Here is a 12,990-nt window from a genome sequence, read left to right on the forward strand (position 1 = left end):
ATTGTCAGTGTGAGGCCGGTCACGATCGACAGGCGGTATCACGACGCAGTCATCTTCGACTTTAGTGTGGTGACCGACACCGCGCCGATTCACGCCGCGGCATGCAAGACACTCTTCGGTTCGACGATTGCGCTGGTGCGCCGTCTTCGGGAATGCGGCATTGCCACGGCAGTCTATTCGGCCAGCCTCAACTGCGAGCGAGTCCTGCATGCTGCCGGTGTGGACGATCTCTTCGATGTACGTGTCGACGGCGTCGTTGCCGACCAGCTCGGGCTGCCCGGAAAACTGGATCCGGCAGTACTCGTAGCGGCGTCGAACCGACTGGGGGTACGGCCTGATCGTTGCGTGGTGGTCGAAGATACCGAAGCGGGTGTGCGTGCGGGCCGCGACGCTGGGGTCAGCCTGGTAATCGGTGTCGACCGGACCGGGCACGGCGATTCGCTGCTGTCGTGCGGTGCCGACACCGTGGTCGCCGGCCTCACCGAGGTCACGGTGCGAGGCGGCGATGCCGAGATCACGGCTCTCCCCGACATTCTGCAGGGCTGTGTCCCACTGAAGATGCTGGCCGGTGCTAGACGGCCGGTGGTCTTTCTCGACTTCGACGGCACACTCTCCGAGATCGTCGACGACCCTAGGTCGGCGACCCTGGTTGACGGCGCTGCGGCCGCGCTGGAGAGGCTGGCGGCTCAATGCCCGGTCGCCGTCGTCAGCGGCCGCGACCTGGGGGATGTCCGCGCCCGGGTCGGGGTAGGCGGCCTGTGGTTCGCGGGTAGCCACGGCTTCGAGATAGTCGGGCCCGATGGGTCCCGCCACCAAAATGCTGCTGCGGCGGCAGCTGTCGACCGGCTGGCGCAGGCTGCACTGCACTTGCGGGAGTCGTTGGCTGCTGTCGCGGGTGTCATGGTCGAGCACAAGCGCTTCGCCGTTGCCGTGCACTACCGCAATGTCGAAATCGAACTGACCGATGGTGTGATCGCGGCGGTGCGCAGGCTCGCACACAGCGACGGCTTTCGGGTTACCACCGGCCGCAAAGTCATCGAACTTCGCCCCAACATCGATTGGGACAAAGGAACAACGGCGAGTTGGATCCTGCAGCGCATTACCGCAGGCTATTCAGGGTCCGACGGACGGTTGCCCATCTATGTCGGTGATGACCTCACCGACGAGGACGCCTTCGATGCTGTGCGTTTCAACGGCGTGGGAATCGTGGTGCGCAACGACGAAGCGGGTAACCGGCCGTCTGCCGCCACATTCAGCCTCGACGGCCCCACTGCGGTTTGTGAATTCATTCGGCGGTTGACGGATGATCTCGGCGCCATGGCAGCAGAACCCGACCAATCGTGGTTCTTGGAGTTCGATGATTACGATCCAGACCACGAGCTGCTGCGCGAGGCATTGTGCACAGTGGGAAACGGCTACGTCGGGGTTCGTGGCTGCGCGCCAGAGTCGTCCGCAGGCACGGTGCACTACCCGGGTACGTATGCCGCTGGGGTTTACAACACGTTGACAGATCAGATCGCCGGGCGAATCGTCGAAAACGAATCTCTGGTCAACCTGCCCAACTGGCTGCCGGTGACCTTCCGGGTCGACGGTGGGGCGTGGTTCGACGTCGATCGAACCGAATTGCTGCAGTACCGTCAAACCCTCGACTTGCGCCGGGCGACGCTGAACCGCCAGCTGCGATGCCGAGACCCAGCAGGCCGTGTCATAAGGATGGACCAGCAGCGGTTCGCCTCCATGGACCAGCCGCACGTGGTTGCGATTCAGACCACCATCTGCGCCGAAAACTGGTCCGGAGTACTGGAATTCCGGTCAATGCTGGATGCGAACGTGAGCAACAACCTGGTGGACCGCTACCGCTCCTTGTCCAGCACGCACCTCACCGCATCGCGGCTGGCCGACGTACCGCCCGACTCGGTTCTGTTGCATACCCGAACTTCGCAGTCGGATCTGTCGATCGCACTGGCAGCCCGTACCACGGTGTGGTCCGACGGTGTCCCGATCGATACGCGATATCGGTTCATGCAGGAACCGGGCCGCTGTGGCCACCACATCGAGGTTAACCTGACCGCTGGGCAGACGGTGGTCCTGGAGAAGGTCGTGACCATCTTCACCGGCCGGGATGCGGCGATATCAGAGCCGGCCAGCAACGCGCAGCGCTGCCTGGGCGCGCTGGGAACGTATACCGATCTGCATCGCGATCACGTCCACGCCTGGAGAAGGCTCTGGGAGCAGTTCGATATCGATATGGCTGATAACACCGAATCGCTGCGGACCGTTCGACTGCACATGCTGCATTTGTTGCAGACCATTTCACCGCATACCACCGATCTGGATGTTGGGGTGCCCGCCCGGGGACTGCACGGCGAGGCCTATCGTGGCCATGTCTTCTGGGACGAGCTGTTCATCATCCCGCTGCTGAGCCTGCATCAGCCGAACCGGACGCGCTCGCTGCTGCACTATCGCTACCGGCGACTGCCCGAGGCGCGCCGGGCAGCACGCAGGGCGGGCTATCTGGGCGCAATGTATCCCTGGCAGTCGGCCAGCGACGGCAGCGAGGCAAGCCCGCAACTGCACCTCAATCCGCGGTCGGGTCGGTGGCATCCAGACCCCAGCTCACGCGCACATCACGTGGGTCTTGCCGTCGCGTACAGCATCTGGCAGCACTCCCAGGCCACCGACGACCGAGCCTACCTGCGCGAGTGCGGTGCCGAAATGCTGGCCGAGATCGCACGCTTCTGGGTGAGCCGGGCCAGCCTCGACGAGCACCGCGGCCGGTATGTGATCCGCGGGGTGATCGGGCCCGACGAGTTCCATTCGGGCTACCCGGGCCGACCGTACGACGGGATCGACAACAACGCCTACACCAACGTGATGGCGGTTTGGGTCATCATGCGCGCTATAGAGGCTCTTGATCGGTTGTCGCTGCGCGATCGGCTTGGTCTTCTGGAGAAGATTGGTCTGACAACCCAAGAACACGACCGGTGGCTTGACGTGAGCCGACGCATGTTCGTCCCTTTCCACGACGGTGTGATCAGCCAGTTCGAGGGCTACTCACAGCTGGCGGAACTGGATTGGGACCGCTACCGACAGCGGTACGGCAACATCCAGCGACTCGACCGCATCCTTGAGGCCGAAAACGACAGTGTGACCAACTACAAGGCATCCAAGCAAGCCGATGCGCTCATGCTGTTTTATCTGCTGTCGTCGGAGGAGTTGCTGGGCATTTTCGGCCGGCTCGGCTACCACTTCCGCCCGGAGCAGATCCCGCGAACAATCGATTACTACCTGGCGCGGACCTCGCACGGTTCAACCCTCAGCGCGGTGGTCCATTCATGGGTTCTCGCCCGCGCCAACCGGCACAATGCCCTGAACTACTTCGAACAGGTGCTGAAGTCCGACGTCGCCGACATCCAAGGTGGCACCACCGCGGAAGGAATCCATTTGGCGGCCATGGCAGGCAGCGTCGACCTGCTGCAACGGTGCTTCACCGGTCTGGAGGTGCGTAACGATCGGCTGGTCCTTGGCCCGCACTGGCCCGAACCACTCGACCCGCTCCAATTCACCTTCACCTACCGCCGGCACCGTCTTCACCTACGGATCAGCGGGCGAAGCGGCGTCCTTAGCGCCGAAGCGGGCGACACTGAACCGATCATGGTTGAATGCCGCGGGCGGATTCACCACCTCGGGCAAGGCCAAAGCATCACGATCGGGTAGCGGTGTCGGGGCAGCGTCCCCGGGAACTCCAGGTCCAGCCGGTGATCTGTGGGTCGTCCTCGCCGTGCTCGCGGGTGTAGTCACGCGCGGCCAGTCGCGCATCGGTCATCCGCTGTCGTAGCAGCGCGGCTCGGGTCGCGAGCCCGTCCACCCGGTCGATTACGTCCATGACCAAGTGGAAGCGGTCCAAATCGTTGAGCATCACCATGTCGAACGGTGTGGTGGTGGTGCCGTGTTCCCGGTATCCACGCACGTGGAATTCATCGTGGTTGGTGCGGCGATAAGTGAGTCGATGAATCAACCAGGGATATCCGTGATAGGCGAAGATGACCGGCTTGTCGCGGGTGAACAATGCGTCGAAGTCCTTGTCCGGCAACCCGTGCGGATGTTCGGACGCTGGCTGTAATCGCATGACGTCGACGACATTGACCACCCGTACCGCTAAGTCGGGGAGTTCCCGGCGCAGGATGTCGGCGGCGGCCAGGGTTTCCAGCGTCGGGACATCGCCGGCGCAGGCCAACACCACGTCGGGCTCGGCGGGCGCTGTGCTGGCCCAGTCCCAGATGCCCAGGCCGCGAGTGCAGTGTGCGATCGCCGCGTCGGTGTCCAAGTAGGCCAGTTCGGGTTGTTTGCCGGCGACGATGACGTTGACGTAGTCGCGGCTGCGCAGGCAGTGGTCGACCACCGACAGCAGCGTGTTGGCGTCCGGCGGCAGGTACACACGCACCACCTCAGCGCGCTTGTTGGCGACCAGGTCGATGAAGCCGGGATCCTGATGCGAAGCGCCGTTGTGGTCCTGGCGCCAGACGTGCGAGGTCAGCAGGTAGTTCAGCGACGCGATAGGCAGCCGCCAGGGCAGGTCGCGGCTGACCGACAGCCATTTGGCGTGCTGGTTGAACATCGAGTCGACGATGTGCACGAACGCCTCGTAGCAGTTGAACAGTCCGTGCCGGCCGGTCAGCAGGTAGCCCTCCAGCCAGCCCTGGCACAAATGCTCGGACAGGGCCTCCATCACCCGGCCGTCGGGGGAGAGGTGTTCATCGGTATCCAGGGTCTGGGATAGCCATACCTTGTTGGTGGATTCGTAGACGGCGTCCAGTCGATTGGATGCCGTCTCGTCGGGCCCCATGATGCGGAACCGGTCGGGGTTGCGGGCGATCACGTCGCGCAGGTAGGTACCCAGGATCCGGGTGGCCTCGTGCCATTCGGTAGCGGGTTGCGTCACTTTCACCGCGTAGTCGCGGAAGTCCGGCAGGTCCAGGTCATGCAGCAGCAGTCCGCCGTTGGCATGCGGGTTGGCGCTCATCCGCCGATCACCGTGCGGCGCAAGCGCCTTTATTTCGGGCCGCAGCCTGCCGCACCCGTCGAACAACTCCGCCGGCCGGTAGCTGCGTAACCATTCTTCGAGCTGTGCGCGGTGTTCGGGGTTATCGCGAGTCTCGGCCAACGGCACCTGATGCGCCCGCCAAGTGCCTTCCACCGGCTTGCCGTCAACTGTCGCTGGCCCGGTCCATCCTTTCGGGGTGCGCAGCACGATCATCGGCCATACCGGACGCTGGGTGTATCCGGTCTTTTCCCCACCACGCGCCGATTGCTGAATCGCCGCGATATCGTCGAAAGCGTTATCCATTGCGGCGGCTAGTTGTTGGTGCACATCGACCGCACGATGCCCGGAGCAAGTGATGGGCCGATACCCGTAGCCGCACAGCAGCGACTCCAATTCTGTATGGGGGATACGGTCCAGCACAGTGGGGTTGGCGAGCTTGTAGCCGTTGAGGTGCAGGATCGGCAGCACCGCGCCGTCGCGGGCTGGGTTGAGAAACTTGTTCGAGTGCCAGCTGGTGGCCAGCGGTCCGGTTTCGGCCTCCCCGTCGCCGATGACGCAGGCCACCACCAGGTCTGGGTTGTCGAACGCTGCGCCGTAAGCGTGCATCAAGGCGTAGCCGATTTCACCGCCTTCGTGGATGGATCCTGGGGTCTGGGCGGCGACATGGCTGGGAATTCCGCCAGGAAACGAGAACTGCCGGAACAACTTGCGCAGACCGTCGGTGTTCTCTTCGATGTCGGTGTACACCTGGCTGTAGGTACCGTCCAGATAGGCGTTGGCGACCAGCGCGGGAGCGCCGTGGCCCGGGCCGGTGACAAAGATGACGTCGACGTCCCGGTTTCGGATGATCCGATTCAGGTGCGCGTAGATCAGGTTCAGCCCCGGCGTGGTGCCCCAGTGTCCCAGCAAGCGGGGCTTGATGTGTTGCGGCGCCAATGGTTCGGTCAGCAGCGGGTTGTCCAGTAAATAAATCTGGCCTACCGACAGATAGTTGGCGGCACGCCAATAAGCATCGGTAAGGGCCAGTTCATCGTCGGAAAGGACCGACGGTACCGGCGTTGCCGCCACGTACTGCTGCGATGTCATCATGGATTCGTACCTCAATCGATTCATGCGATCGTGTGGCGATCAGGGAAGTATGCCATGTCGGCTCCTCTCATCCTTGCCGGGCGAGTTGACGCACATCAATCAGTCGAGCGATGTCGCGTGCGGTGATGATGCCGACAACCCGCCCGTCATCGAGGGCAAGGGCACGGCCACCCGTGGTCGGTGTGAGCCGGCCCAGTAGGGCGGTGACCGGTTCATGGGGCGCTGCGCCGGGTACTCGGTCCATCGGTATCGCTGCGTCTTGCAGCAGGGTCTGGGGACGCTGCGGGGGTGAAACGGAACGCAGCTGCGTCAAAGTGATTAGTCCCACCACCACCCCATCTCGGTTCACCACCGGGTAGGCGGAATGGCGATCGCCCAGTAGATAGCTTTGGATGAAATCCTCCACGGTGATCCAGCCGGGGACGGTACGTGGGTGTGGCGTCATCACGTCACCGACGCGTATGCCGGTAAGGGCCTGCCGCGTCAACACCTGGCTCTCTTCGTTGCGTGCCGCAACGAGCACGAACCAGCCGATGAACACCATCCACGCCCCGCCCACCAACCAGCCGGCGAGAAATTGCAGCAGACCCAGCGCGATCAGGGCGTAGGCGAGAATACGACCCCCGCGGGCCGCACTGACGGCGGCGCGCACCCGGTCACCATGTCGTTGCCACAGATAGGCGCGCAGGATTCGACCGCCGTCCAGCGGCGCACCGGGCAACAGATTGAATAAGCCCAGCACCAGGTTGATGCTCGACAGCCACCAAGCGACACCGACGATGATGTGCGCGACACCGAGTACATCAAGCACCCCCGCCAGGACGGCGATCACCGCCGCCAATCCCAGACTCACCGCAGGTCCCGACGCCGCGATCCGCAACTCTGCGCGCGCCGTCGGCGCTTCGTCACCCAGTCGGGTGACCCCGCCCAAGAGCCACAGCGTTATGCCCGAAACGTCAACGCCCGCGCGCCGAGCCGAGATGGCGTGCATCAACTCGTGAGCCACGAGCGATGCAAGCAGCGCCACCGCACCGCCCAGACCGGCCACCCAGTAAACCAGTGCCGAATGGCCAGGACTGGTGGTGGGCAGGGTTGAAGCCAGGCTCCACGTGAACAACCACAAGATGACCAACACGCTCCAGTGGATACGCAGCGAGATTCCGGCTATCTTGCCGATCGCGATTGTCTCACCCATGAGCTAGCCTTCGCTCAGTTCCGGACCACCAGCACCGAGCATCCGGCGTGGTCCGGAATGCTACGGGTAACTGGGCCCACGATCCGGGTGATGGTGTCGGCATCGGCTTCTCCGATGACGGCCAGTTCGACGGGTTCGTCGGTGTTGGCCAGGAACTCATTTAGTCCCCGCTTCATGAGGGTAACTCGAATACCTACATCGGGGTAGCGGGATGCCCAGTGCTCGATACGCTGGTCGAGCAGGCGGGCGTGCCGCCACGGCCGGGCTTCCAGCGCCAGTATCGCCGCATTGCGCAGATGCGCCTCCCTGAAGGCGTGTTCGAGCAGACTGTCGTTGCCGGGTAGGTCATCCACGGCTACTGCGATCCATCCGCATGCTGCTGCCGAAGCGTCGCGGTGGGTGCGGATGATCGCTACCGGGCAGTGCGCGCCGCTCGCCAGAGCGGTGGCGGTTGAGCCGAATAGCATGCGGCTGCAACACCCGATGCCGACCGAACCAACGCAAACCATTGCCGCATTGTGTGATTCGTGGATCAACGACCATCCAGGTGATCCACGTACCATCGCGGTTTCCACCTTCGCCGGCTCTGTGCCCGTGTGCAAAGCCGCGTCCGCTTCGCGTAGCACCGTCTCGGCGTACTCCACGCCCAGATCCGGGGCAGTCACAGAGGAGCTGGCTGTGCCCTGCTCGATGACATGGACCAAGCGCAGCGGAAGATCGCGGCTGCTGGCTTCGGCGACCGCCCATTTCGCTGCGCCGGTGGCCGCGTCCGAGCCGTCGATCCCGACGACGATCGACAACTTTGATTGCGGTTGGTTCATCACATCCTCCCGATCGCCGGTACCCTGACTCGATGCTATGGCGGACCGCCGGTCCCGGGGAGGGCCGTTTTGCCCTCGATTAGCGGGCGATGGTCCTTACCGGCACGGCTCACGGCCTCTTGGATGACCCCGCCGGCGCGTTCTGACCTTCGACCACCAAAAGTGCGGTCCTTTGGCCACTCCACGACCTGGTCACGCTGGTAAACACTCAACGCTATGGAGTTCACGACACACGCCGACGCGGTTGCGCCGAAAGCGGCCGAGGTGCCCTACGTCGACGCCTATGAAACGCACACCGGCGTCGTTGTCCTAGCTGGTGATCGGGCCTTCAAGGTTAAAAAGCCGGTGCAGACCGACTTCCTCGATTTCCGCACAGCAGCGCAGCGCGAGCGGGTGTGCGTGCGGGAAGTCGAACTGAACAGCCGACTTGCCCCCGACAGCTATGTCGGGGTCGCACACCTCAGCGACCCCACCGGTGCGCCCCCGGAACCGGTCATCGTGATGCGGCGCTACCACGACAACGATCGGCTGGCCTCGACGGTCAAGCATGGCCAACCCGTCGAACACGTGCTGGACAGCATCGCTCGCCTGCTGGCCCGTTTCCACGATCAAGCCCACCGCAGCCGGCGAATCAGCGCGCAGGGTAAGCCCGCCGCAATCTATCAACGCTGGTACGACAACTTCTCCACGCTGCGGCGCTACGTCGACACCGTTGTGACATCCGAGTCGCTGCGGCGTGTTCAGGGCCTTGCCAACGACTACCTTGCCGGCCGCGCGGGTCTATTCACCCACCGGATTGAGGAACGCTGCATCGTCGACGGCCATGCCGACCTGCTCGCCGAAGACATCTTTTGGGTGGACAACCGGCCGGTGCTGCTCGACTGCCTGGAGTTCAGCGACGAACTGCGCTATATCGACCGCATCGACGACGCCGCCTTCCTTGCGATGGACCTGGAATTCCTCGGACGCAAAGACCTCGCCGACTACTTCATGGACCGCTACGCCGCCTATTCGGGCGACACCTCGCCGTTGTCGCTGCGGGACTTCTACATCGGCTACCGTGCCGTGGTCAGGGCCAAGGTCGACTGTGTGCAGCTGACACAGGGCAAACCGGAGGCCGCAACGGCCGCGGCCCACCACATGGCCATCGCCCTGCGCCACCTCGAGAACGGTGCGATTCGGCTGGTGCTCGTCGGTGGCGGTCCCGGCACCGGGAAATCGACTCTGGCCCGGAAGCTCGCCGAACAGGTTGGGGCTGAGTTGCTCTCCACCGACGATGTACGTCGGGAACTGCGCGAATCCGGGAATATCAGCGGAGATCCGGGCATCCTCGACGCGGGACTCTACAACCCGGACAACGTCGTCGCCGTCTACGAGGCGATGCTGCATCGGGCGCGTCTGTGCTTGGGCAACGGTCACTCGGTCATCCTCGACGGCACCTGGCGCAATCCGCAGATCCGCGCGCTGGCGCACCGCCTGGCCGCCGAGAAGCACGCCGCGATTCTGGAGATCATGTGTGCGGCCCCGGTTAACGTCGCCGCCGAACGAATCAGAAGCAGGCCGGCGGGCAACTCCGAAGCGACACCGCAGATCGCCGCAGCGCTAGCCGCGCAAGACCTCGGGTGGGACACCGCGCACCGCATCGACACCTCCCAACCACTGGATCATTCCCTGGCCCTGGTCGAACAACTGTGGCGTGCTGCGATCCAGCCGTTGCGAGTGAGTGATCTTTAGTGGTCACGCGACTCGCACCCCATCTCGGGGTTGTTCGGCAGCCGTGCGGCTGCGTCCCTTCCGCGCTTCACCGCCACCTGCCGGACGAGGCCCGGTCTTACGGTCGGCTCCACGCTTAACGGCGGCCCCAACTGGGCCGACGACGCTAGATGTTTCCTCGTAGCGTGCGAGGTTGATCGCGGCGTTGTCGTCACGCTGATGAACGGGTGCCGAGCACGCATCGCATTGCCAGTGTTCGGCCCAGCCGATGTCTTGCACATGCCGGCAGGCGTGTCAGGTTTTCGACGACGGGAACCAGCGGTCGGCGATCACCAGCGCCGATCCGTACCAGCCTGTCTTGTACGACAGGTGCCGGCGCGGGGTACCCAGGGCTGCGTCGGACAGTCCGCGCCGTCTGGCGCGCGCCCCGGCCGGGCCCTTTTGTCGCAGCATTCCGGCCGCGTCCAGACCTTCGACAACGATGCGGCCGTGGGTTTTGGCCAATCGTGTTGTCAGGACGTGCAGGTGGTGGGTGCGGACATCGTTGACCCGGCGGTGCAGCCGGGACATCTCGGTGGTGCGCTCACGATACTGTCGTGAGCCTAACGTGGCGCGCGACCGTGCGCGGCTGACGTGCCGCAACTCGCGCAACGCAGTATCAAGCGGGCGAGGATTCGGCACTCGTTCAAGCACTGTGCCGTCAGCGTCTGCGACGGTGGCCAGACGCCGCACACCCACATCGACACCCACCCGTGAATCAGGAAGGGCCACCCGCGGCTGCTGGGGGCGCTGGACGAGCATCCGCACACTCGCGTCCAGCCGGGTACCGTTGCGGCGCAAGCTGATTGCCAGCACCCGCGCCCGGCCCGCACGGATCAGGCGTTCAATCCGGCGGGTGTTCTCGTGCGTGCGGACGGTGCCGATGACCGGCAGCGTGAGGTGCCGCCGGTCGGGCTCGACACGCATCGCTCCGGTCGTGAACGACACACGATCGGCGTCGCGTCCCTTCTTCTTGAAACGGGGGAAATCCATCGGTTTGCCGTCGCGTTTGCCTGACCGGGAACTCTGCCAGTTCCAGTACGCGTCAACCGCGCCGTCGATCCCGTCGGCGTAGGCCTCTTTCGAGCATTCCGGCCACCACACGACACCGGTCTCGGTGTTGACGCACACGTCGTCCTTGACGCTGTTCCAGCGTTTGCGCAGCACCCGCAGCGACGGCTTCGCCGACTCGGTGCCATCTGCGTGCCACGCCTCGATGTCGGCTTTCAGCGCCGCGACGGTCCAGTTGTAGGCCTTGCGACGAGCACTGAAATGGCGCGCCAACGCGCGAGCCTGGTCCTCGGTCGGGTCGAGCGTGAACTTGAATGCTTGTACCGCCCAGCCCTCAGGAATCTCGAATTTCGCCACCTCAGGCCGCCTCAGGTTCCCCGGCGTTAGCCGCCGCAGCGACGGCACGCTGAGCACGGTCGGCAGCAGCGCGTTTGCCGCAGAGCCGAGCACACATACTGGTGAGGATCTCGGTCACATCACGCACCAGGTCATCGTCGACCTCGGCTGAGTCGACCACGGCCAACTCGCGGCCCTGGGCAGCGAGTGCGGCCTCGACATATTCAGAGCCGAACCGGCAGAACCGATCCCGGTGCTCCACCACGATCCGGCCCACAGACGGGTCGCGCAGCAACGCAAGGAACTTGCGCCGATGCCCGTTGAGTGCCGAACCGACCTCGGTCACGACCTTGTCGACCGGGATCTGTTCGGCCGTGGCCCACGCGGTCACCCGCGCCACCTGCCGATCCAGATCAGCTTTCTGGTCCGCTGACGACACCCGCGCGTACACCGCCGTCCGCCCGTGCCCGGCCGTCTCGGCCGCCGTATCGTTCACGAGGATCAGCCGACCTACTCGTTGCGCCGGAACCGGCAACAGCCCGGCGTGAAACCAGCGATACGCCATCACCCGCGCAACACCGTTGCGCTCAGCCCACACCGCCAGATTCATATCTCCGTTCCTATAGCACACCACCGACAACCAACGACCACTCAACCCGCAACAGCTGGCAACCCCCGTATGGGTACGCCAGCACCCATGTGTCACTCCCTGGCAGCGGTCACGGATCTACCCAGGTTTAGACGATTACGCGGGCATCTTCGATGAGTCAACGACTTTTGGACATAACGCCATAACATCGCATATAGTCTCGCGCTGGATGCGTGAGGTTGGCCGTACCAGCTGAACGGGGGGCATGGATAATGGTGTCTTTTCGATTTGTCGTGCCGCCCTGGATACGCTGTCGTGGGTTGGGCTGGCGCTCGCCGATCCCAACGATTACCGGTCTGAGAAGCGTGTGCATGGATTGGTCCGAACGCGCGGGAGCTTACGGGTGGAGTTCCGGAGAGAGTCTGATTCGAAAAGTCGAAAGATGGGGGTAGCTGCGTGATTCAGGTCGAATTGCTCCGGAGTATGGCATATGGTTCCGGGTCAGACGAGGCGCTGTGCCGGCCGGAACAACGAGGGGGTTCGCGTCGAGGCGGGGTGCGTGATGCCCTGGTGAGTTCCGGCACTGCGGTAGCGGCGTTTTCGGTGTTCGGATTGTCACCGTTGGCGGGTGCGCCGCCGGCCCGTGCGGATTTCGAAGAACTATTCGAGCCGATGATCGCTGCCATCGATTCGGCAGCTAGTGGCTTTGATTTGCCAGGTTTGTCGTCGCCAAGTGCGTTGCCGTTGGATGGCGTCGCTGACGTGTTGGCCGCGGGCGCCAGTCCAGAGTCGCTGACGGGTGGTCCGTTGGCGGCGATCGATGCTCTCCTCGTGCGGGCCGACAGCGTGATCAACCTGGCGGCTACCGGGTTGATCGGCCACGATGTGATCGGTAACGGCAGTGACGCTGGGTTGTTGTCCGGCGGCGGGGGTGCTGGCAGCGCAGCGACAAATGCGATGGCCTCGGTCGATTCGGGGGCAACAGCCAGCAGCGGTGGTGACGGCGTTGACGGGTCGTATGTGGTGACGTCGCAATGGAATAATGGCTTCACCGGAGATTACACGATCACGAATACGGGTACGACTCCGATCACGAACTGGCAGGCTCAGTTTGACTTGCCGGCCAGTGAGTCGATAACGAATATGTGGAACG

Annotated in this window: 7 protein-coding genes and 1 pseudogene; 3 read left to right on the forward strand and 5 right to left on the reverse strand. The window is 63.9% G+C overall.

Annotated elements, in window-relative coordinates; all coding sequences use genetic code 11:
• Positions 1 to 9: 9 nt before the first annotated feature.
• The gene (otsB, locus tag AC2VON_RS09675) at positions 10 to 3,717 is read left to right on the forward strand and encodes a trehalose-phosphatase (RefSeq protein WP_486952753.1); all 3,708 of its coding nucleotides are present in this window, start codon (positions 10 to 12) and stop codon (positions 3,715 to 3,717) included.
• Here otsB and AC2VON_RS09680 read toward each other — a convergent pair.
• The 3 genes from AC2VON_RS09680 to AC2VON_RS09690 form a co-directional block, all read right to left on the reverse strand.
• Positions 3,704 to 6,130: a phosphoketolase family protein gene (locus tag AC2VON_RS09680; RefSeq protein WP_486952762.1), complete on the reverse strand. Its 2,427-nt coding sequence runs from the start codon at positions 6,128 to 6,130 to the stop codon at positions 3,704 to 3,706. The genes otsB and AC2VON_RS09680 overlap by 14 nt on opposite strands.
• A gap of 70 nt (positions 6,131 to 6,200) precedes the next feature.
• On the reverse strand, positions 6,201 to 7,328 hold the full coding sequence (locus AC2VON_RS09685; RefSeq protein WP_486952754.1) for a site-2 protease family protein: 1,128 nt from the start codon (positions 7,326 to 7,328) through the stop codon (positions 6,201 to 6,203).
• A 14-nt stretch (positions 7,329 to 7,342) separates the two neighbouring features.
• Entirely contained in the window at positions 7,343 to 8,149 is an 807-nt protein-coding gene (locus tag AC2VON_RS09690) for a universal stress protein (protein ID WP_486952755.1), read from the reverse strand.
• A 216-nt stretch (positions 8,150 to 8,365) separates the two neighbouring features.
• Between AC2VON_RS09690 and AC2VON_RS09695 the strand changes: the two genes are divergently transcribed.
• Positions 8,366 to 9,883 (forward strand): bifunctional aminoglycoside phosphotransferase/ATP-binding protein, encoded by a 1,518-nt coding sequence (locus AC2VON_RS09695; protein WP_486952756.1) that lies wholly within the window; start codon positions 8,366 to 8,368, stop codon positions 9,881 to 9,883.
• 3 nt (positions 9,884 to 9,886) lie between these two features.
• Here the strand turns inward: AC2VON_RS09695 and tnpB are convergent.
• Positions 9,887 to 11,269: pseudogene (gene tnpB, locus AC2VON_RS09700) on the reverse strand (IS607 family element RNA-guided endonuclease TnpB).
• Between the two features lies 1 nt (position 11,270).
• Positions 11,271 to 11,858, reverse strand: coding sequence for an IS607 family transposase (locus AC2VON_RS09705; protein WP_486952757.1), 588 nt, complete (start codon positions 11,856 to 11,858; stop codon positions 11,271 to 11,273).
• Positions 11,859 to 12,458: 600 nt separating this feature from the next.
• Here AC2VON_RS09705 and AC2VON_RS09710 point away from each other — a divergent pair.
• A partial coding sequence (locus AC2VON_RS09710; protein WP_486952758.1) for a cellulose binding domain-containing protein occupies positions 12,459 to 12,990 on the forward strand: 532 nt, incomplete at its 3' end.

Source organism: Mycobacterium sp. TH-M82 (assembly GCF_057473605.1).

Coding starts and splice junctions, on each gene's coding strand:
- AC2VON_RS09680 (WP_486952762.1), bottom strand. CDS start 6,130: ATGACATCGCAGCAGTACGTGGCGGCAACGCCGGTACCGTCGGTCCTT.
- AC2VON_RS09685 (WP_486952754.1), bottom strand. CDS start 7,328: ATGGGTGAGACAATCGCGATCGGCAAGATAGCCGGAATCTCGCTGCGT.
- AC2VON_RS09690 (WP_486952755.1), bottom strand. CDS start 8,149: ATGAACCAACCGCAATCAAAGTTGTCGATCGTCGTCGGGATCGACGGC.
- AC2VON_RS09695 (WP_486952756.1), top strand. CDS start 8,366: ATGGAGTTCACGACACACGCCGACGCGGTTGCGCCGAAAGCGGCCGAG.
- AC2VON_RS09705 (WP_486952757.1), bottom strand. CDS start 11,858: ATGAATCTGGCGGTGTGGGCTGAGCGCAACGGTGTTGCGCGGGTGATG.